Genomic DNA, 21,769 nt, shown 5'->3' with positions numbered 1-21,769 from the left:
GGGGGATCCTCAAAGGAGAATCTTTATGCTTACGCAAGAAGAATACAGTGAACAACTTTATACAGAGGACGAAATTCTGCTTCAAGTAAAAGAAGCAATCGTCCAAGCAGGCATGCCGCCGGTGTCTGTCGAGCCGGGGTACGGAAGACTGCTCACCATGCTAGTTAGACTGTCTCGCTCTAAGCGTATTTTGGAAATTGGCGCACTTGGCGGTTACAGCGGAATTTGCTTGTCCCGCGGTTTCTCTGAAGGTGGCACACTGACATCGCTAGAGCTGAGAGCCGACTATGCCGAGCTTGCCCGACGTAATTTAGAGCTGGCAGGCTTCGGCGATACTACGGAGTATAGAATAGGACCCGCAATGGACAGCCTGAAGGCACTGGAAGCAGAGGGCGCTAGGTTCGATTTCTTTTTCATTGACGCAGATAAGTTGAACTACACTAACTACTTGGAATATGCCATCAAGCTGGCCAATCCAGGAGCGATCATTGCGGGTGATAATATTTTTCTCCGTGGACGGACCTTAAATACAGATAGAAATGGTCCTGCCATCCTGGCTGTGCGCCACTTCAATGAGATGATCGCCACGGATGAACGTCTTATCAGTACATGTCTGCCTGCCTATGATGGATTGGCGCTAGCGATGGTGAAATAGCTGATTAGCGAAATAACCGCGGTGTTGTTACTTTGTACAGCTTCAATCGAACCCAAATCGTATTAACCAGCAGCAAGCAGCCGGATATAATGAAAAGCCCCTCAATTCCGATGTAACCTGATAGAAAGCCGCCCAAGATAGCTCCCAGCATATTGCCTAGCGCCAATGTACTGCTGTTGAAGCCGAATGCGCGGCTTTCTTTTCCGTCAGGGGTATAGGAGCGGATAAGCGCATTAACGCTGGGCAACAGTCCACCCATGAAGACTCCCATTAGGAAACGGACTATAATCAGCTGCCAGACACTAGTTACGAATGCCTGCGGAATTAGGAATAGTGAAGCGCCAATTAACGCATAGGTCAGAATACGATGTGCGCCGACTTTGTCACTTAGCTTACCAAGCAAGGGAGAAGCCAGCATATTGGAGATCCCTGTAACGGCACTGACCATTCCGGCCAAGAAGGCTATATTCTCGGCGGGTCCATTTAATTTTTCTACATAAAGTGGCAACAAGGCCATAGGACTAATCATTGCAAATTGCAGCAGAAAGGTTACACCGAATAGAGCTGGCAGCTGAGGGATTTTGATTAATTCCTTCAAACCTGCGAGTACAGAAACCTGCGGCTCCTGTGCAGCTTCGGCGCGGTCGAATTTTTCCTTAACAAGAAATAATGCCAGGAGAGAGGCGATAAAGAGCAAGGCCCCAACGACATAAAAAATCGGCCGAAATCCGATTAAATCGGCAAGTAAGCCACCAATCAGTGGCCCTAGAATTGTTCCTGCTACAGATCCTGATTGCATTAATCCCATGGAGAAGCCCATACGTTCTTTGGGGGTAGTACCTGACACCAGTGCGATGGAGGCGGGATTGAAGCCAGAGATTGTACCGTTTAAGAGACGGAGCAGGAGCAGCTGTAAAGGGGATTGTGCGAAGCCCATTAATACCATGACAATAGCCATCCCAAAGCTGGAACGCAGCAACATGATCTTACGGCCATACTTGTCTGCAAGCTTGCCCCATAATGGCTGGAATATGAAAGAGGTTAAGAAGTTTGCGGCAAAAATAAGTCCCGCCCAGATTCCAATTTCATGTTCACCCTGGACACCAAGATCCTTCGCAAGGTACAAGGTCAGGAAGGGTGTAATCATTGTCATTCCAGCATTCACCAAAAATTGCCCGAACCAAAGCACTAAGAGGTTGACCTTCCAGGTCTCCCATTTCTTCATAGTGCTTTCACATCCTTTCAAAGAATTTCAGAGAATATATGATTCACGGAAAAAATGCCATTTTATCAGTATATCATTTTTTGCAGCTTAATGTGTGCAACACATGTCATAGTAATGTCATAGGATTGTCATTCCAAACTCTTCGTATTAGTTGTTACAAGCTTTTAAAAAGGGCATAATAGTAGATATGCCGATTAAAAAAATCTAATAAAATATAATGGAGATCTTATCATGACCTACAATGACACTTTTATCCGCGCCTGCAGAAAGCAGGACACGGAGCACGTTCCCGTATGGTACATGCGGCAGGCCGGCCGTTATGATCCCGAGTACCGTAAAATTAAGGAAAAGTATTCATTGCTTGAAATCTGCAAGCAGCCTGAGCTGGCGGCAGAAGTAACCATGATGCCCGTTCGCAAGCTGGGTGTGGATGCGGCCATTTTGTATTCCGACATTATGAATCCAGTTGCTTCAATCGGAGTGAAATTCGATATCGTTAAGGATATCGGTCCAGTGATTGAGAATCCGATCCGTAGTGCAGCTGATGTGGAGAGACTAAAACCCATTGATGTGGAGGGTGATCTGAGCCACATTTTGGAAACGATTGCTATTCTCGATAAGGAACTGGACGTTCCTTTGATCACTTTTGCAGGCGCGCCGTTTACAATTGCCAGCTATTTGATCGAAGGTAGACCTTCCAAAGGATATATCCGTACGAAAGAGCTAATGTACAGTGAACCCCGTGTCTGGGAAATGCTGATGGACAAGCTGGGCGATATGATTATCACGTACCTCCGAAGTCATGTGCGGAGTGGAGGAAAGGCCTTCCAATTGTTCGACAGTTGGGTTGGTGCGCTTGCTCCACGCGATTTTGAAACGTATGTGCTGCCGACGGTTTCTCGTATTTTTTCCGAATTATCTGATCTTGATGTACCGAAAATATACTTTCCTGGCGTAAGCTCTGGAGAATTGCTGCCAAGTCTTACGAAGCTTCAAGCAGACGTAATCGGGCTGGATTGGCGAGTTAGCTTGACTGAAGGCCGACGCAGAATAGGCAATAAATTTGCGATTCAAGGAAATCTTGATCCATATTTGCTTACAGCTCCGATGGACCTCTTGAAGGAACGCGCGAAAGCACTGATCGATGAAGGTGTACTTGAGCCAGGTTATATCTTCAATCTGGGCCATGGATTATTCCCGGAGGCCTCATTAGACAAACTTAGAGAATTGACGGAGTATATTCACGCTTATTCTCAGGAAGTATTACAAAAAACGTCCAAGCAACGTTCGTAAAAATATAAGAATTTATATGTTCCACGCTATTAAATTGTAAAGGGGACGGAATCCGTGACAGTAAAAATAGGTGTTCTCGTCATGTCGTATGGCACTCCTAAGAGCCTAGAAGATGTTAAGGCTTATTACACGCATATTAGACGGGGGAATCCGCCATCAGCGGAGCAGCTTAAAGAGTTAACCGACCGTTATGAAGCAATCGTCGGGGGGGTATTCCCACTGCGGGAGAATACAGACCGGCAAGTAGAAGCTTTACAAGCAGCATTAAATGCGGATAAAGCGGGAGCAGATGTTGAATTTGTCTGCTATCAAGGCTTGAAGCATGCCAGTCCCTTTATTGAGGACGGCGTTGAGGCTATGGCGAAGGATGGCATTACTCAAGCAGTGGGTATTGTTTTGGCGCCACACTATTCCAGTATGAGTGTGGGGAGCTACATCAAGCGTGCTCAGGAAAAGGCTGATGCATGCAAGATTGACATGGGTTTTGTAGAGAGTTACCATATGCATCCTGAATTGATCGATGTGTTAAGCCAAAGAGTGTCGGCGAAGCTGGATCAATATATTGAAGCAGGCGCGACCCGTGATGAGATTCGCGTATTATTCAGCGCTCATAGTCTTCCAGAACGTATTCTGGCTATGGGTGATCCATATCGGGATCAGCTGCTGGAAACTTCGCAGGCAATTGCAGCTCAAGCAGGCGTAACCAACTGGCAGTTTACTTGGCAAAGTGCTGGCCGCACAGCTGAACCGTGGCTTGGTCCAGATATTCTGGACACGCTGCAACAGCTTAGTAAAGAACAGGTGGAATACGTATTGGTGGCCCCTATCGGATTCGTATCCGATCATTTAGAGGTACTGTACGATCTCGATATTGAGGCAACAGCCGTAGCTGCAGAGCTTGATATGCGTCTTATGCGGATTGACTCACTGAATAGTGATCCCGCATATATGTCTGTATTGAGCGATGTAATTCGTAAACGACTGGAGCAGATGAAGGCCGCTCAATCATGATTGGCCCCACAAGAAAAATTGTTATCATAGGCGGAGGGCTGAGCGGACTCAGCGCCGCCTTTTATATTCGTAAATTTTATAAAGAAGCGGGTATTAAGCCTGATATAGTCTTGCTTGAGAAAGAGAAAAACCTCGGTGGAAAGATTGAAACCTTACATCGCGATGGTTTTGTGATTGAAAAGGGTCCAGATTCATTTCTAGCGGAAAGGGCGGAGATGTGCGAGCTGGCTAAGGAATTGGAATTGGATCACGAGCTGGTATCCTCCAACCCTCTTGCTAAGAAGCGATATATCTTGCAGCGGGACAAGCTTAATCCTCTGCCAACCGGTCTTGTACTCGGTATCCCTACCGAACTGAAACCTTTTTTATCAAGTGGGTTAGTTTCGTTTGGGGGCAAAATACGTGCGATGATGGATTTTATTCTTCCTCCGCGGCGTAATGATGAGGACGAATCGCTTGGTGAGCTTATTGCGCGACGTCTAGGATCTGAAGTGCTGGAGAATTTAACTGAGCCGCTCCTTTCTGGCATGTACGGCGGAGATATACAAAAGATTAGCCTGCAAGCTACATTTCCGCAATTTGGAGAATTAGAGCAGCAGTATGGGAGCCTTATTCGTGGAATGCGCACAGGGCGAAAGAATAAAAAGGCACAGGAAGGTACTACACAGAGTACCTTCCTCACGTTCCGCAAAGGGCTGCAAAGTCTCGTGCATAGTCTGATTTATGAGCTGCATGATGTAGAACAACGGACGGAGTCTAACGTAGTTTCTATTCAGGCTGCTGGGAGTCCTTCTATCTATGAGGTAGAGCTGGAGAATGGCGAACGGTTGCTTGCGGATGATGTATATATCACTGCGCCTAATTTTTCGGCTGCTGACTTACTTCGTCCCTATATGGATGTTACAGCGCTGGAAGCGGTGGATTATGTTTCAGTGGCGAATCTAGTCATGGCTTTTAACAAAAAGGATATTGTTAACGAATATGATGGATCGGGTTTTTTTGTGCCTCGTAAAGAAGGGCGAAATATTACTGCCTGCACATGGACATCTACGAAATGGCCGCATACGGCTCCTGATGATAAGGTGCTTTTACGCTGTTATGTGGGTCGTTCTGATGATGAACAGAATGTTCAGCTGCCTGATGAGGCTTTGACGGAGCTTGTACTTAAAGATTTGCGAGAGATCATGGGCATTACTGCGAATCCAATATTTACGGAAATCACCCGCTTAGAGCATTCCATGCCGCAGTATCCTATAGGACATCTTGATAATATTACCGAATTCCGCAAAGAATTAGCGGCTTCGCTTCCTGGTGTGTATGTCATTGGCGCCGGATTTAATGGCATAGCAATGCCGGATTGCATCAAGCAGTCCAAGCTTATTGCGGAAAGCGTTGCTAAACAGCTAATGAATGAAATGTGAGTACGATGACTAAATAAAACAGTGAAGCGAAGCATGAGGCGCTTCACTGTTTTTCTTTAGTTAGTAAAATTTTCTATTTCTATCGACTCTCTTATTTGTAGGGTGCTGTGATAGATATGCTATAATAAAAACAATTTGAGAGTAGAGGAGATCACAGAAACCATGTATCCGCCGCGATCGCGTTCTAGACAAAAGAACAAACATAAGAGCAAACGCAAGCGCAGAACGGCCTGGGCTTGGATCAATGCAGGTCTTCTTCTGATGATTACCGTGTTATTGACTTATAGCTTTACGAATGACCCTGACAAGAAAAGCGCCTCACCGCCTCCGGTTGCAGAAGCGACAGCTACGCCTATACCGGAGAGTAGTGATCAGCCTCAGACAGCACCTCCGGTGGTTGCAGTTGCAACGCCTGAAGCTACAGACACGCCAAGCCCTTCTCCTACGGCAACTCCAGAGCCAACGCCTACACCGCAGGAGGAGCCCGAAGAGATCATTGAAACACAAGCTCCTGAAGCGACAGCGACCCCTGCGAAGGATGAGGACAGCTCGGAAGCAGCAAATAATGATCCAGTGTCTGGTCTGCCGTCAGATGATGACGCGTCTGGTAAGACGGTGACTTTGAATTTTGGTGGAGATGTTATATTTTCCGGGAAAGCTGGAGAACTGCTGGAGAAGAAAGGTTATGATTATTCGTATGCCGCATTGGATGGTCTGTTCAAGAAAGATGATCTTACGATCTTGAATCTGGAAACTCCAGTGACCACAGGTGGCGTAAGTGCCACTAATAAGCAATTTGTATTCAAAGGATCACCACTCGCTCTGGATGCGCTTAAGTCAGCTGGTGTGGACGCAGTAAATATGGCGAATAATCACACGCTTGATCAAGGAGAGCAAGGCTTGCGGGATACCCTTAACCACCTTGCTGAAAGAGGAATTCCTTATGTGGGTGCGGGGCTTAACAGTAAAGAAGCATATTCGGCGCAATATTTTGAACGTAAGGGCATTAAGATCGCTTTGCTGGGATTCACCCGGGTGATTCCTGCGTCGGATTGGATGGCAGGAAAAAATAAGCCGGGACTTGCCTCCGTATACGATAGTGCAGAAGGACTGAAGGCTATTGCTGCAGCCAAAAAGAAAGCCGATTTGGTGGTCGTAGTTGTCCATTGGGGTAAAGAACGGGTAGAACAATATGATAAAACGCAACAGTCGCTGGGCCATAGCTTTATCGATGCAGGAGCCGATCTTGTCATTGGCGGCCATCCACACGTGCTACAAGGCGTGGAGCCATATAAGGGCAAATGGATTGCCTACAGCACCGGGAATTTTATTTTTACGAGATCTACAGTGCCTGCCACTTGGGAAACTGCGGTTTTTCAGGCGGAATGTAGTGTAAAAGGTCAATGTTCCCTAAAGCTGAAGCCTATGAAAGCCGAGCTAGCACAGCCTGTGCCGATGAACACAGTGGATGGACAACTTTTGTTAAAAAGAGTAGAAGCTCTATCCGCAGGACGGGTAAAGATCGGCAGCGACGGTAAAGTCACTCAAGTTACCAAATAGGGTTCCTGGGAGGTCCTTATGATGAACAATTTGTGTGTAGCCCATCGAGGGTTTTCCGGTAAAGCTCCAGAGAATACATTGGCAGCCATTCGGATGGCGATTGCCATGCCCTATGTGCACTGGATGGAAATTGATGTCCAGCTCTCCAAAGACGGCGTTCCTGTTGTCATTCATGATTATACGTTGGACCGGACGACCAATGGTCATGGCAAGGTGAAGAACATGGACTGGGAATATATCCGGCGTCTGGATGCGGGGAGCTGGAAAGGGCGTTCTTTTCAGGGCGAGCGGGTGCCTTCTTTGGAAGAGGTGCTGTCACTAGCCTCCGGAAGATTGCGTCTGAATATTGAACTGAAAACAGTGGGAGATATGTATCCTGGCATTGAGAAGACGGTGACGGATCTTATTTCTGCAAAAGGTATGCGGGACGACGTGATCTTGACCTCTTTTGATACTGGAGCATTAAAAAAAGTCAAGGAAATTGATTCCCGTTTTCGCACCGGATTGATCTTTGATTCCAGATTTGGCAATCCTGCACGCAGGCTGCATGAACTGGATTGCTCTTTACTTTCGATTAGCTTCTCGCGTCTGAATCCTAGACTGGCTAAGCTTTTGTCCGAGCGTGGGGTGGAAATTATGGCTTGGACTGTGAACAAAGCGAAAGAGATGCGTCGCTTAGCCGACATGCATTCTGATATAATGATCTGTACAAACCGCCCGGATATATGGGGCGACACCTTTCTGAAGGTATAAATAATCCAAATCGATGGGAAAGAGAGCTGACTGTTTATGTGCGCTGCTGTTAATAATCTATATTGTGTTGGACGCAACTACAAGCTACACGCGGAGGAATTGGGTAACAATGTGCCAGTGGAGCCGCTCATCTTCATGAAGCCCTCACATGCGGCTGTTTCCCTCGATAAAGCAGTAATTAAGCTGCCAAAGGATGCGGGTCAGATTCATTATGAAGGTGAACTTGTACTGCGTATTGCACGTGATTATACACCCGGCATGAGCGTGGAGGATCTGGTAGATGTAATGGCACTGGGACTGGATTTCACGCTGCGTGATGTGCATAATGATCTGCAGAAGAAAGGTTTGCCGTGGACGCCAGCTAAAGGCTTTAAAAATGCCGCACCACTCACCCCTTACATAGCATTTCCAGATAAGGAAGAGCTGGAGGGAACTGATTTTACAGTGGTGAAAAATGGGGTGGAAGTACAACGCGGCAATGTTAAAAACATGATTTTTTCACTTCAAAAAATTGTTGATTTTATCGCCGAGCGCTACGGGTTAGGGAAAGACGATGTGATATTTACAGGTACTCCGGCAGGCGTGGGTCCTACTGTAGCTGGCGACGCTTTCGAGCTGTACTGGGGCGACAAGCTGATGGGGACTTGCCTGATCGGTTAATAGATCTGTTGGAGATGAATCTATGCAGTGGGTTATTGGCGCTTTAGGCGCTTTGATTGTTGCGGGAGCGGCATATTGGAAGCAGTCTTTAAGTCTCTCTGGCATGATTGCCGCGGTAGTGATGGGCACTATTTATTTTGGTGCCGGAAATGCTTTTTGGTTTGGGATATTGCTGATCTTCTTCATCACTTCAAGCCTGCTGTCCAAACTTCATCATGATAATAAAGCAGAATTAGAGCTGACGTATGCTAAGACGGGCCGCCGCGATGCCGGGCAGGTCTTTGCTAACGGTGGACTTGGCATGGTTCTGGTTCTCCTGAATGCGATCTTCCCGCATGAGCTGTGGGGGTTCCTATTTATTGGTGTAATGGCTACAGTAACCTCGGATACATGGGCTACGGAGATCGGAACACTGAGCAAGAAACCGCCTCGTTCTGTCCTTACGGGTAAAGTTCTTGCTGCCGGAGCTTCGGGAGGTGTATCCAGCTTGGGTACGCTGGCGGCAGCAGCAGGAGGCGCACTCATCGGTGCGTCAGCTTGGCTGCTGCGAATGATATCCGGCATGCCGGATCACTCTTTCGTGCTGCTTACCCTAGCAGGACTTGCCGGAGGACTAGTCGGCGCCTTTGCCGACTCTATCCTTGGTGCAACCGTGCAGCAGATGAACCGCTGTACGGTATGCGGCCGCGAAGTGGAAGGCTCACAGCATTGTGGGGCTCCAGCTGTACACGCAAGAGGCTGGAAGTGGATGAGCAATGATGCAGTCAATGCCATCAGCTCTATCCTCGGCGGTGCAGCTGCCTTACTGCTGAGCATGATCATTTAGCATTTGAATTTAAGCTTTGAACGGCACAGTTTAGGGAGGGACCGATGAGTAGCGCATCCAATCAAAAACATACTGCTATTCTGGATGCCGCATACGAGCTCTTCGGTTCAGGTGGATTTTACGAAACGAAGATGTCGGAAGTGGCGGAGCAAGCCGGGATAGCAAAGGGCACCGTTTATTTATACTTCAAGAGCAAGGAAGAATTATTCATGGCAGTGACGCGCCGCGATTGTGAGGGATTTCTCCTGCAATTACAGGAAAGGCTGAAGGCTAGTGATACTTTGGCCGGTAAACTGTCGATCATTGCTAAACATCACCTGAATTATTATTATGAACGCAAGAGGCATACGAAGCTCTTTTTCCGTGCCCCTAACAATAATCCTGAATTAGTGGCGTATATGACACAATTTATGGAGCAATACATGCAAGATGTGGTCAAGGTATTATTAGAAGGTGGAGCATCCGAGCCTGAGCTTATGGCACAGTCCTACATAGGGATGTTGGATCGTTTGAAGATGGATATCTTATTTGATCCGTCTTTTACGGAGGAGGACGCGTATAAACGCGCTGATTTCGCTGCTGGTCTTTTTATTAGAGGGGCCATGATCACCTGAATTTTGGATAGGATGATAGACCGGATAAATAGCATTGGTTAGATGCGGCCGGTTTTATGAAAATATAAGGCAAGCGAGGAAATAGCATGAATATTATGACCGTGGAACATCTTTCCAAGAGTTATGGCGAGAAAGTACTCTTTAGCGACGCTTCATTTGGTATGGACGATCGGGATAAAATTGGCTTGATCGGTGTGAATGGAACGGGTAAATCAACCTTTTTACGGATTATTGCCGGTCTGGATACTCCGGATGGTGGGCAAATTGCCATCGGGAATAATGTAAGAGTACAATATTTGGCGCAGAATCCTCCTTATGATCCTATGAATACAGTTTTGCAGCAAGTGTTCGCCGGGGATGATCCAGACCTTGCTACCATGCGTGAGTATATGGAGACTATGTCCCAGCTTGAACAGCAGCCTGGTAATGCTGAACTGGAAGGAAAACTAGTAAAGATTGGGCAGGCGATCGACGCTGCGGGAACATGGCATTTGGAGAGTGAAGCCAAAAGCGTGCTTACCAAGCTAGGCATCTTAAAGTTTGATGCGCTAATGGACACACTTTCTGGTGGACAACGTAAACGTGTAGCTCTGGCAGCTGCACTGATTACCCCCTCTGAACTGCTGATTCTTGATGAGCCTACCAACCATATTGATACGGATTCCGTGGCTTGGCTGGAGCAATATTTGCAGAAACGGCGCGGCGCTCTTTTGATGGTGACGCATGATCGTTACTTCCTGGAGCGTGTGGCTAGTGTCATGCTAGAGCTAGATGGTGGCCAGCTTTATCGTTATGAAGCTAACTATTCACGGTTTCTAGAGCTTAAAGCCGATCGCGAAGAACGAGAAGCCTCTGCCGAACAGAAGCGTAAGAACCTGCTGCGTACAGAGCTGGCTTGGATTCGTCGCGGTGCCAAAGCCCGTTCAACAAAACAGAAGGCAAGAATCGACCGCTTCGAAAAGCTGAAAGAGAGTACAGGAAGCAGCTCGAACGGTTCGTTGGATATTTCTGTGGCTTCTACACGTTTAGGTCGCAAGATCATTGAAATTAATGACCTGTCGAAAGCGTTGGATGGTCGTCAGCTAATCAAAGATCTCAGCTATATCGCTGTACCCCAGGATAGAGTGGGCATCGTCGGCCCGAACGGCAGCGGCAAATCAACACTCTTAAATATGATTGCAGGTCAGCTGCAACCCGATAAAGGTGAAGTTCAGCTTGGCGCTACGGTTAAGCTTGGTTACTTTACACAAGAGCATCAGGATATGGATGACAGTATGCGTGCCATTGAATACGTGAAGGAAGAAGCAGAAGTGATACGGACAGCAGACGGCAGTGTGATTACGGCTGGTCAAATGCTGGAACGCTTCTTGTTCCCTCCTGCGATGCAGTGGACACCGATCTCGAAGCTGTCCGGTGGCGAAAAAAGACGCTTGTATCTGCTTCGTGTATTGATGGGAGCACCTAACGTATTGCTTTTGGATGAACCTACGAACGATTTGGATATCGGCACATTGGCTGTATTGGAAGATTATCTGGATGAATTTCCGGGTGTCGTCTTTACCGTATCCCATGACCGTTATTTCTTGGACCGTACGATAGATAAGCTGATTGCTTTTGAAAATGGCGATATCCGGATTCATGTGGGCGATTATACGGAATATGAAGAATGGCTGGCCAAAAATGTACCGCCACGCATTGGAGAATCGAACAAAGAAGATGGAAGCTCAAAGCGAAAAGAGGCCGCGGACACTGGCAGCAACCCTGCACCTTCAACGGCTCCCAAAACAAAACTCAAATTCAGCTTCAAGGAACAGCGTGAATATGAGGGCATTGATGAGCAAATTGAGCTTGCAGAGCAACGTTTGACGGATATTAGTGTACAGATGGAGGCGGCTTTTGCTGACTCTGGAAGGCTGCAGGAGCTAGTAGAGGAGCAACGCCTAGCCGAAGCAGAGCTGGAGCGTCTTATGGAACGCTGGACCTATCTGAACGAGCTTGCGGAGAAAATCGCTGGTAAGGCTTAAACCCGTTGGATGGTTTTGAATGAAAATATGGGAGGGCTCTGTGTGGAAGATAAACTTAAAGCTGCCGTAGCCCTACGCAACGCTGGTAAAGCGGAAGAAGCCAAAATGATGCTGTTTGAGCTATATGAGCAGAATGCTGGGGACGCTGAACTTCTATATCAATTGGCCTGGACGCATGATGTGCTGGGTTTGGAGCGGGCGGCAGTACCCTTTTATGAGAAAAGCTTGGCGTTAGGATTACCCTCTGAGCAGAGAGTTGGCGCTCTATTGGGACTGGGCAGCACCTACCGGACACTCGGAGAATACGAGAAGTCAAAAGGTCTTCTGATGCAGGCTGTTCAGGAGTACCCGGAGAATAAGGAATTTCCGGCGTTCCTAGCCATGACCTTGCACAATCTTGGAGAGCATAGTCAAGCGATGGAGCTGCTGCTTAAGCTGTTGGCAGAAACCTCTGCGGATGAAGGGATAAGAAGTTACAGTAAGGCCATTTCTTATTATTCAGATAAGCTGGAGCAAGTCTGGGATTGATGCTAGCTTTTATATCGCATTAATACTTACGAAGTACTATCCGGACACCACTGACCTTAAACGCAGCATTATTGCACATTTGGAATGTTTACGGACTCCGCAGTCACTATTAGCACAAAAAGCTCCTAATACGTAGCTTTTCAAGCTAATAACGTCAATGGGGTCCGAAACAGTGCCCCATAGGCTGAAAATTGGCGAATAACATCATCTGGGTCCGTAAGCACCAGGCGAAAGTGATGACCACCGGAAATTCCGGCAATGTCTGTTGAAGAACAAGCGAACCACCAATAAAAAAAGAGTAGGATCCTCCACTAATTGGAGAATTCTACTCTTTTATTTTTCTACTTATTTATATCGTTCCGTCCACAGCAATCATTTGTACTACAGACCGAGAATCGCCAGGTACAATGATTTCCTTCGCATTCATCTGGGAAGAGCCATCTCCGTCCAAGAAGATGCCTTCCAGACCCTTAGCAGGAACTGTCTGGAGGATCGCTGAACGGAACTCTGCCGCTGTTGAGAGCGTTGGGGTAACAATCAGCCAGAGCTTTCCTGTGTTGTCATACACCATGCCTGAGCGCAGGCGTTTCTCATCAGCGTAAGGAAGATGCTCTTCAGCTACTGCCGCTTCCCATAAGTCTTCGTGTCCCAGATTCATACTAATGCCACCTTGCGCAAAATAATGCTGGCGATCAGTAATCTTCAATTCTTCTCCAGAAGAGACAACCTGTACGGAGAAGCTACGGCTGGCACCATCCCAGACAAGGGTTCCACGTGCGTACTTAGCATTGAACCAGCCAGACCCATAACCCTTCTGGGCTCCGTTGACTGGAGTATCATTCATGATAGCCATGGATAAAAGCGCATCTTGATAGAAAAAACCACCGTTAATCCCATATGCATTAACTTGCCGTAAAGGGACACCCGCGGCCCTGAGCTTAATATCCTCAGGTGAAAGTGACATCATATAGAGCTGCACGTTATCTGTACTCACTGTTTCCAAAAAGCTATAGGCGTGAGGAAGACCTTTAAAGGGATCTTCCTTATGATTTCTAAATACCAGAAACAACGATAGCGCTAACCCCACTATCAATAACACCAGAAGTGAGACGATAAGTCCCTGTCTGCGCCTCCAGAGCTGGTTCAGCTTGCCAGAGCTACCCTCAGTTTGTCCCCACATAAGCAGCGAGAAGCTTAGCAGTGTTCACTACAGCTTGCTTATGCGTACGTTCCATGGAGTGAGAGGCATGTACACCTGGGCCAATCAATGCTGCACGGATATTGTTTCCGCCTCTGAGCGCTGCGGAAGCATCGGAGCCGTACATAGGATAAATATCAACGGCATAAGGAATTGCTAGTGCTTCTGCCAGTTCAATCAAACGACCTGTCATAACATAATCGTAAGGGCCGGAAGAGTCTTTAGCACAGATGGATACATCGGTTTCTTTACAGCTGAGATCATCACCCATGGCACCCATATCGACAGCAATCATTTCATTGATTTCACCAGGAATCCAAGCTGTACCATGTCCCACTTCCTCGTAGTTAGAGATGAGGAAAGAAAGGTTGTGGAGAGGTTTCCAGCCTTCACGTTTAATACTTTCCAGCAATCCGAGAAGGGCAGCCACGCTTGCCTTGTCATCTAAATGACGGGATTTAATGTAGCCGCTAGGCGTAATCACTGCACGTGCATCGAAAGAAATGAAATCTCCGACGGAAATGCCAAGCTTGAGTACGTCTTCTTTAGAAGATACCAGCTCATCAATACGTACTTCCATGTTCTCCTCTGATCGTTTGAAGTCACGAGCGTCTGGATATACGTGAACAGATGGATGGCTGGTTAAGATGGTTCCTGTATAAGTTTTGCCGCTACGGGTATGGATCGTGCAGTATTCATTCTCAATGCTGTGCATGGCGAAGCCACCCACAGAGGTCAGACGCAGTGTACCATTAGCTTTAATCGAGCGGACCATGGCACCAAGTGTATCCACGTGAGCGCTGATGCCAATAGTACGAGAGGGATCTAGGCCCGGGACGTTAAGAATTACGCCGCCTTTTTCATTCCAGCTTAAAGGTATGTTCAGCGCAGCTGCTTCTTCAGCAACTAGTGTCATTACCTGTGCGGTGAAACCGCTTGGGCTGGGGGTATCGAGTAATTTTTTTAGGATGGAAAGTATGTAGTCTTCATTAGGTTGAATGGTAATCATTAGTTAAGCCCTCCTGTTAAGCCATCATTGTCTGTGTTAAAAGAATCCAGTGAAGTGTCGGCATCACGAAGCTTGGTAAGCTCAGCAGTTAAGCTTTTAATTTGCTTTTGTAGTTTGTATTGACGAAAAATGCCGTAAGAGCCCACGATGATTCCGCCAATTAACGCGCAGCCAAGAATAACGAGTATAAGTGGTATATTAACCACATCAAAACCGAAATTGACTTGAACGGGATCAACGTTGATGACTGCGAATATGGCGGTTAGCAGCGCGAAGATTAGACCCGCAATTAGTGACCATTGAATTCTCATTGAATTCTTCCTCCTCAGGGGGATATAACAATATAAAATCCCCTGCCCAGATAGGGCAAGGGATTAATGTAATACTAAGCTCTCTGCCTTATTTGGTCAACTGTTCCATTTGCGCGATAACACTTTCGAACACACTCATCGCTTCGCGAATCGGCTCAGGAGACGACATGTCAACGCCTGCTTTTGACAAAATATTGATGGAGTAATCACTGCCACCGCTCTTCAGGAAGCCGAGGTAACGATCTACCGCCGGTTTACCTTCTTCAAGGATTTGTTTGGCAAAGCTAGTCGCTGCCGAGAAGCCTGTTGCATATTTGTAAACATAGAAGCTGTTATAGAAATGCGGAATTCGTGCCCATTCCATCTCGATATCCTGATCTACAACCATTTCTTTGCCGTAGTATTTGACATTCAGGTCGTAGTAGATACTCGAAAGATCTTGTGGGGTAAGCGAATCGCCCTCTTCAACACGCTGATGAATGATCTTTTCGAATTCTGCGAACATCGTTTGCCGGAAAATCGTTGTCCGGAACTGATCGGCATAGTAGGTGAGCAGATACATTTTTTCCTTAGGATCTGTAGACTTTTTGAGTAGATAATCCATAAGCAAAGCTTCATTGGTAGTCGAGGCAACCTCTGCAAGGAAAATGGTATACTGTGCATCCCGATAGTTCAGAGCGTTGTCTGAAAAATAAGAGTGTAGAGCATGACCCATCTCATGTGCCAGAGTAAACATACTGTTCAGATTATCGTTATGGTTCAGCAGGACGTATGGGTGTGTGCCATAAGGGCCCCAGCTGTAAGCTCCAGAGCGTTTATTCTCGTTCTCATAGACATCAATCCAGCCATTGTCGTAGCCTTTTTGCAGCACATTCAGATAATCTTCACCCAGCGGTTTGAGGCCTTCTTTGGTAATTTTCTTCGCTTCTTCGTACGTGATATCCAGCTTATATTCATCTACTAGTGGTGCAAATAGGTCATACATATGTAACTCATCCACACCAAGCAGCTTTTGACGCAACTTCATGTAACGGTGCATTAAAGGAAGACTCTCATGAATCGTATCGATCAGGTTGGTATATACCTCTTTTGGAATGTTATCACCGTAAAGAGACATTTCCATTACAGATGGATACTTGCGGACGTGTGAGAAAAAGACGTTTTTGTTCACATTGGCGCTAAGCGTTGCTGCGATGGTGTTTTTTTGCTTACGATAGGTGTCATAGACTGCTTTAAAAGCATTTCGGCGAACCTCGCGATCGGAGCTTTCCAAGAACTTGATATAGTTGCCGTGAGTCAGCTCGACCTCTTTGCCATCTTCATCTTTAATCTTAGGGAATTTCAGATCTGCGTTGTTCAGCATACTAAAAATGTTCTGAGGCGCTTGTGCTAGGTTTCCAACTTGGGCAAGCAGAGCTTCCTCAGCCTTGGACAATACATGCGCTTTCTCACGTTTCATCTCTTTTAAAGTGAAGGTGTAAGCGGACAGTTCAGGATCAGCAATAAATTGATCCAGCTTCTCAATAGGCAGTGCCAAGATTTCTGGGGTTACAAAAGAAAAGGCTTCGCCTGCTTCGATCCCAAGCTTCTTCGCTTTGGAGGACAAAGCTTGATATTCAGGATTAGCAGTGTCTTCATCCTGACGCATATGAGCATAGACAAAGAGTCGCTCAGTGGAGACGGACAGCTTGTCATCCAGCTCAAAACATTGTTTCACAGCTTCTGCGGAATCAAGTTTACCTTGGAAATCAGCAGCTTTTTTGATCAGTGATTTAGCTTCAGCATATTCTGCATCCCAATCCTTCTGAGAGGCAAATATATCTTCAAGCTTCCAACGATTCTCAGCAGGTACTTCACTTCTCTTCAATAATTGTTCCATAGAAACCCTCCTAGAATGATGAGATGTAGTAGGCATAATCTCCCTCGGCAATACTGTGGATGATATTTCACCCGGTAGCAAGCTGAGCACAAGTAGAAGAGGGATGGACTTGAGTGTAATAGGCATGACGTCCTCCTCTTTGAAAAGTAGAGTCAGCTTATTATGTCCTGCTAAGTCCTGATTATTAATATTTAGTCTTCTTTATATGGTAGTTATGCCAACAAGCTATAAATAACAAAGATGAAAGCAAACAGAATCATTACGACCGCAGCCATGGCCATGCCCCGCTTTAATTTCGGCGGGACACGATCCTTGGTCATAATTAATACTGCGCCTAGACAGAGGACTAGGACAACATAAATCGTGAGATTTTCGTTATTCATTTCCTGTTATACCTGTTTGAAAGCTGCAATGATGTTTTTGTACTCTTCTTCATTGTCTTTATAAGATTCTTTGTTGAAGCGGTTATTCACCCATTGCATCATCGCTGGACGACTCAGGAAGGTATGTGTTTCTTCTCCCCATTGATCGGAAATTTCGCGGAGTACAATGTAGCGGCCTTGAACTTCTACCGTCATCATATTCCATTTGTCTGTTTTGTATATTTCATGTTTTTTGATCATTATCATTACCACCCTGGCGATTTTTGGCTTTTGGCTCAATGATAACGCACTGGAGAAGGGAAAAGCAAATTAAATCATATATTAAGGGTTGGGTTTGATTGATTTGAACAGAAGATTGCAGTATACTATAGTTATACGCCATATATGGCGGTTATTTTTAGGAGGTTGTTCAATTGAAAGGTACAGTAAAATGGTTTAACGCAGAAAAAGGTTATGGTTTTCTTCAAGTAGAAGGCGGCGAAGATGTATTCGTACACTTCTCAGCAATTCAAGGTGAAGGATTCAAGACTTTGGACGAAGGTCAAGAAGTAGAATTCGACATCACTGATGGTAGTCGTGGACCGCAAGCTGAAAACGTAGTAAAATTATAAGAAACAGCAGGACAGTTAAGCTGTCTGCTACAAATATATAATTTACTTGGCAAGCCCTTGCAAGAGTGGTTACCAACTTACAGAACACAGTTCTTTCGGGAACTGTGTTTTTTTACGCCCACTATAGAAGTTATCCAAAATGAAAAAGGTCGTTACACTCCAGTGAAGGGGAGTGCAACGACCTTTTTGTATTATGAAATAATACCAACCCTAATTATAGGGAGGCTTTTTTGTTCTTTTTTCTGAAATAATTGATCGGATCCAGGTTGGATTTCAATAAATGCTGTCCCAGAAACCCTGCAAAAGCGAGTAAGCTGAAACCCGTAGCCACTATATAAAAAATATAACGCCCCGCCTCTTGATAAATAATGCCGCCAAAGGTACCGCTAAGCAGCCCAGACGCACTTGACCAAACGACGGTGAAAATGGCAAGACCTGTTGCCCGAAGGCGATCCGGAATAATCCGGGTGATATAACGGACAGATGTTACATAAAAAACACCAAATGATATACTGTGCATGGCTTGAATGGCAATCATTGAGCCTGGATGATCCGCTAGGGACATCAAAAGAAAACGCAGAGCATACATCAGACTCCCCAAGGCCAGCAAGGGCAATTCTTTGAATTTGTCGCCGTATCTGCTGAGGATAAATAATACAGGGATCTCACTAAGAGCTGACGCGAGCAGTGCCCAGCCAATGATTTCCTCACCAGCGCCTAGTTGTTTTAGACTGATCGTCAGAAAGGCTTCGTTCATTCTATGGCCTAACGCGAGTACAAACACACACCCGAAGAACCACAGCACCTCTTTTTGCAACAATATATCTTTAAGTCCATTTTTGCTATTATCAGCTTCAGCTGTGTCCTTATCTTGATTCGTTGTTTCTATAACAGCAGGTCTTTTAACATCCTTAAGTCCTAGGGTAATTAAAAGTGCAGCAATAATGATGATGATACATAGGGTCAAGCTCCAAGTAGAGCCCAATGCTCTTAATGCATAGCCAACGGTTAGAGCAAAGAAAGAATAGCCTAAGGAGCCAAAAACGCGAATGGTAATGAAGTTCCGTCCGTGTCTTTCGGCAACTTTGATAGCCATTGTATCGGCAAGCGGAAAAACTGGGTAATAGAAGAAGTAGAAGAAGGACAAAATAAGCATGACAGATGAAAATTCCGTCGCTCTGGCTAATAGAAGACCAGTTACTAATTGACCCGCAAGTAATATGAACATGATCTTTCGAATGGTGCCTAACTTATCGCTTATCATACTCCAGAATAGATTGGATAGGATGGAGATAAGGGGGCCGAGGGAATACAAGTAGCCTATCTGAGAACTGCTAAACCCTAAATGTGTGTAGAATAAAGGAAAGTAGGATACTACAAGGACGCTGGTACCATATATGGTAAAGAGAAAGGAACGCAGCCAGTTTTGATCGCTGTAAAGGCTGCCGGTCCGTTTTGAAAACATGGATTGCACTCCTCCGAAATTGAAATATGCCTAGTATAGCATAAAGCAATGGGGAGATGTTTTTAAAAACTGCTGTATTTCTGAATCTTTCATGATTTTACGAAAGTGATTTTGTTGTTTGTACAAATACGCCTGATCATATTATAATAAGTGGTGATTTGGATAAGGAGACAACAATGTGGAGGCACTGTCATTGAGTGAATTAGAGCAAGGCCGTTACCTTAGCCCGCGTGGTCCACTGGGACTTATGAACAGGGTCTATAAGTACGTGCTGCCGGAAGTGAGAGAATGTCTCCATTTCTGGCGCCAAGATGCGAACGGGATTCCCGATCCCGAGCTCCGGAAGCAAGCACTTGCCAGCATTGAAACTAAAGAGTTTCATTGCATAGGCGGTGGTATTTATGCCGCCGGCAATTTATCGATGAAACATATACTGATTCCGCTAATTGTTGCTTATCAAACTATCAGTGATTATCTGGACAACTTATGTGATCGCAGTACTTCGCTTGATCCTGCAGATTTCAGGCTGCTGCATCAATCTATGCTGGATGCTATTGATCCAAATGCTGAGCCAGGTAATTATTATGCGCTTCGAAGTGAACAGAATGACGGCGGATATTTGTACAGGCTGGTTCGCAAATGCCAAGAGATGATTTCTTTGTTGCCAGGTTATTCCGCTGCTGCAGCGGAGATTCGAGAACTGGCTGTGCTCTATACAGATTTACAAGTGTATAAGCACATCCGCCCGGAACTCAGGGAAACAGCCCTGAAGGAGTGGTGGGAGGAACAGGGCAGTCGAGCACCACATCTGCAATGGAATGAATTTTCGGCTGCAACGGGATCAACGCTAGGTGTATTTATGTTATTTCTATCCGCATGTGATCCGAAGCTGAACCAAGCTTCTGCGGCTTCGATTCGAGCCGCGTATTTTCCGCATGTATGTGGTCTGCACATTATGCTGGATTATCTGATTGATCAGGAAGAGGACCGAGCAGGCGGTGATCTTAATTTCTGCAATTATTATGATGACACGGATACCATGCTGAGTCGGATCGCTGCAATGGTTGAGTGGGCCCGTAAGGATGTTCGTAATCTTCCAGAGTCTTCGATGCATCGTATGGTGATTGAGGGATTGCTGGCACTTTATTTATCTGATCCGAAAGTTAGCGAACAGCGGGAAGTTCGCTCTGTATCTAAAAGCCTGATGAAAGGCAGTCCGCTTACAAGACTGTTCTTCTTCGCTAACAGCCGTTGGATACGCAAACGCTTTTTGTAACCATGTCGCGAAGTTATTTTTATAAGAAGTATCAGGCTTCGCACAATTTTAAGGAGGAACAACAGAATGTCTAAAATTCAAAAAATCGCAGTATTGACTAGTGGTGGAGATTCACAGGGAATGAACGCCGCTGTTCGTGCGGTTGTAAGAAGCGCACTTTATTTCGGTATTGAGGTATTTGGGGTGCAACGTGGTTATCAAGGTCTGCTGAATCGCGATATCTTCCCAATGGATCTTCGCAGTGTAGGAGATATTATTCAACGTGGCGGTACTGTTCTGCAGTCTGCAAGATGTCTGGAGTTCACGAAACCGGAAGGACAGCAAAAAGGCGCGGATATCCTTAATGAACTGGGTATCGATGGTCTAGTAGTTATCGGTGGAGATGGTTCCTATAAAGGAGCTAACAAATTAAGTAAACTCGGTATCAAGACTATGGCTTTGCCAGGTACGATTGATAACGATATCTCCTTCACAGACTACACTATCGGGTTTGATACAGCGGTTGGCGTTGTTGTAGACGCTATTAACAAGTTGCGTGACACTATGTCCTCCCATGAACGTTCTTCGATTGTAGAGGTTATGGGACGCCACTGTGGCGATATCGCGCTGCATGCTGGACTGGCTTCCGGAGCAGAAACAATCCTTGTGCCGGAAATGCCTTATGATTTGAATGAAGTTGCTGACCGGATGCGCGATAATTTTATCAGAGGTAAACGCCACAGTATCGTAATTGTTGCCGAAGGCGTTGGCAAAGGTGAAGATGTGGCTCAAGCTCTGAAAGACCGTCATGCTTCTCTGGATGCGCGTGTTACTGTACTCGGACATATCCAACGTGGTGGAACACCAACTCCTGGAGACCGGAATCTGGCTAGCCGTCTTGGCGATTTTGCCGTACGTAAGCTAATCGAAGGTGAATCCGACAAGGCTTGTGGTATCATCAAAGGTGAATTAACCCTTACGGATATTGATCTCGTAGTAAATACGAAAAAGGGCTTTGACCTGGAGCTGTATGAGCTGGCTTCCCGTCTTTCCCAATAATTAGCGACTATATATAAAAAGGAACAGCT

General features: G+C 46.0%; 22 protein-coding genes. 14 read left to right on the top strand and 8 right to left on the bottom strand.

The features are described from left to right. The first annotated feature begins 25 nt into the window (after positions 1–25). Entirely contained in the window at positions 26–655 is a 630-nt protein-coding gene (locus NST45_RS17010) for an O-methyltransferase (RefSeq protein ID WP_036689230.1), read from the top strand. A gap of 4 nt (positions 656–659) precedes the next feature. Here the strand turns inward: NST45_RS17010 and NST45_RS17005 are convergent, their stop codons facing one another. Next, positions 660–1,880, bottom strand: a complete 1,221-nt coding sequence (locus tag NST45_RS17005) for an MFS transporter (protein ID WP_038569803.1) — start codon at positions 1,878–1,880, stop codon at positions 660–662. Positions 1,881–2,111: 231 nt separating this feature from the next. Between NST45_RS17005 and hemE the strand changes: the two genes are divergently transcribed. From hemE to NST45_RS16955, 10 genes are all read left to right on the top strand, one after another. Then, a complete protein-coding gene (gene hemE, locus NST45_RS17000) occupies positions 2,112–3,173 on the top strand; it encodes a uroporphyrinogen decarboxylase (protein ID WP_339823272.1) in 1,062 nt (353 codons plus the stop codon). Positions 3,174–3,227: 54 nt separating this feature from the next. Then, positions 3,228–4,184 (top strand): ferrochelatase, encoded by a 957-nt coding sequence (gene hemH / locus NST45_RS16995; RefSeq protein WP_076143310.1) that lies wholly within the window; start codon positions 3,228–3,230, stop codon positions 4,182–4,184. Further along, positions 4,181–5,605, top strand: coding sequence for a protoporphyrinogen oxidase (hemG, locus tag NST45_RS16990; protein ID WP_076143308.1), 1,425 nt, complete (start codon positions 4,181–4,183; stop codon positions 5,603–5,605). The genes hemH and hemG overlap by 4 nt, the downstream gene beginning before the upstream one ends. A 162-nt stretch (positions 5,606–5,767) precedes the next feature. Then, positions 5,768–7,165 (top strand): CapA family protein, encoded by a 1,398-nt coding sequence (locus tag NST45_RS16985; RefSeq protein WP_339823266.1) that lies wholly within the window; start codon positions 5,768–5,770, stop codon positions 7,163–7,165. An 18-nt stretch (positions 7,166–7,183) separates the two neighbouring features. Next, on the top strand, positions 7,184–7,918 hold the full coding sequence (locus NST45_RS16980) for a glycerophosphodiester phosphodiesterase family protein (protein WP_244886457.1): 735 nt from the start codon (positions 7,184–7,186) through the stop codon (positions 7,916–7,918). A gap of 36 nt (positions 7,919–7,954) precedes the next feature. Continuing rightward, entirely contained in the window at positions 7,955–8,578 is a 624-nt protein-coding gene (locus NST45_RS16975; RefSeq protein WP_036689251.1) for a fumarylacetoacetate hydrolase family protein, read from the top strand. 22 nt (positions 8,579–8,600) lie between these two features. Next, entirely contained in the window at positions 8,601–9,404 is an 804-nt protein-coding gene (locus NST45_RS16970; protein WP_076140916.1) for a DUF92 domain-containing protein, read from the top strand. 44 nt (positions 9,405–9,448) lie between these two features. Next, positions 9,449–10,018 carry a TetR/AcrR family transcriptional regulator gene (locus NST45_RS16965; RefSeq protein WP_076098408.1) on the top strand — a complete coding sequence of 190 codons (570 nt, stop codon included), beginning with the start codon at positions 9,449–9,451 and terminating at the stop codon, positions 10,016–10,018. Between the two features lie 86 nt (positions 10,019–10,104). After that, positions 10,105–12,042 carry an ABC-F family ATP-binding cassette domain-containing protein gene (locus NST45_RS16960; RefSeq protein WP_076140917.1) on the top strand — a complete coding sequence of 646 codons (1,938 nt, stop codon included), beginning with the start codon at positions 10,105–10,107 and terminating at the stop codon, positions 12,040–12,042. Positions 12,043–12,084: 42 nt separating this feature from the next. Beyond that, positions 12,085–12,570, top strand: coding sequence for a tetratricopeptide repeat protein (locus tag NST45_RS16955; protein ID WP_249267663.1), 486 nt, complete (start codon positions 12,085–12,087; stop codon positions 12,568–12,570). 349 nt (positions 12,571–12,919) lie between these two features. Here the strand turns inward: NST45_RS16955 and NST45_RS16950 are convergent, their stop codons facing one another. From NST45_RS16950 to NST45_RS16925, 6 genes are all read right to left on the bottom strand, one after another. After that, positions 12,920–13,657: a hypothetical protein gene (locus NST45_RS16950; RefSeq protein WP_256715968.1), complete on the bottom strand. Its 738-nt coding sequence runs from the start codon at positions 13,655–13,657 to the stop codon at positions 12,920–12,922. A gap of 76 nt (positions 13,658–13,733) precedes the next feature. Beyond that, the gene (locus tag NST45_RS16945; RefSeq protein ID WP_036689645.1) at positions 13,734–14,774 is read right to left on the bottom strand and encodes a M42 family metallopeptidase; all 1,041 of its coding nucleotides are present in this window, start codon (positions 14,772–14,774) and stop codon (positions 13,734–13,736) included. 2 nt (positions 14,775–14,776) lie between these two features. Further along, a complete protein-coding gene (locus NST45_RS16940; RefSeq protein ID WP_042126298.1) occupies positions 14,777–15,088 on the bottom strand; it encodes a lipopolysaccharide assembly protein LapA domain-containing protein in 312 nt (103 codons plus the stop codon). 88 nt (positions 15,089–15,176) lie between these two features. After that, on the bottom strand, positions 15,177–16,967 hold the full coding sequence (gene pepF / locus NST45_RS16935) for an oligoendopeptidase F (protein ID WP_036689265.1): 1,791 nt from the start codon (positions 16,965–16,967) through the stop codon (positions 15,177–15,179). 212 nt (positions 16,968–17,179) lie between these two features. Further along, positions 17,180–17,350: a hypothetical protein gene (locus NST45_RS16930; protein ID WP_036689267.1), complete on the bottom strand. Its 171-nt coding sequence runs from the start codon at positions 17,348–17,350 to the stop codon at positions 17,180–17,182. Between the two features lie 6 nt (positions 17,351–17,356). Next, positions 17,357–17,590, bottom strand: a complete 234-nt coding sequence (locus NST45_RS16925) for a hypothetical protein (protein ID WP_036689271.1) — start codon at positions 17,588–17,590, stop codon at positions 17,357–17,359. A 173-nt stretch (positions 17,591–17,763) separates the two neighbouring features. Here NST45_RS16925 and NST45_RS16920 point away from each other — a divergent pair, with 173 nt between their 5' ends. Beyond that, positions 17,764–17,961: a cold shock domain-containing protein gene (locus NST45_RS16920; RefSeq protein ID WP_036689272.1), complete on the top strand. Its 198-nt coding sequence runs from the start codon at positions 17,764–17,766 to the stop codon at positions 17,959–17,961. A 214-nt stretch (positions 17,962–18,175) separates the two neighbouring features. Here the strand turns inward: NST45_RS16920 and NST45_RS16915 are convergent, their stop codons facing one another. Beyond that, positions 18,176–19,426 (bottom strand): MFS transporter, encoded by a 1,251-nt coding sequence (locus NST45_RS16915; protein WP_076107451.1) that lies wholly within the window; start codon positions 19,424–19,426, stop codon positions 18,176–18,178. A 193-nt stretch (positions 19,427–19,619) separates the two neighbouring features. Here NST45_RS16915 and NST45_RS16910 point away from each other — a divergent pair, with 193 nt between their 5' ends. Both NST45_RS16910 and pfkA read left to right on the top strand, forming a co-directional pair. Then, positions 19,620–20,702 carry a tetraprenyl-beta-curcumene synthase family protein gene (locus tag NST45_RS16910; protein ID WP_036689648.1) on the top strand — a complete coding sequence of 361 codons (1,083 nt, stop codon included), beginning with the start codon at positions 19,620–19,622 and terminating at the stop codon, positions 20,700–20,702. 66 nt (positions 20,703–20,768) lie between these two features. Beyond that, positions 20,769–21,740 carry a 6-phosphofructokinase gene (pfkA, locus tag NST45_RS16905; protein WP_036689277.1) on the top strand — a complete coding sequence of 324 codons (972 nt, stop codon included), beginning with the start codon at positions 20,769–20,771 and terminating at the stop codon, positions 21,738–21,740. Positions 21,741–21,769: the final 29 nt, after the last annotated feature.

This window comes from Paenibacillus sp. FSL R7-0163 (assembly GCF_037969975.1).
GTDB lineage: Bacteria > Bacillota > Bacilli > Paenibacillales > Paenibacillaceae > Paenibacillus_AQ > Paenibacillus_AQ odorifer.
This window is presented reverse-complemented; position numbering and strand designations above follow the sequence as displayed.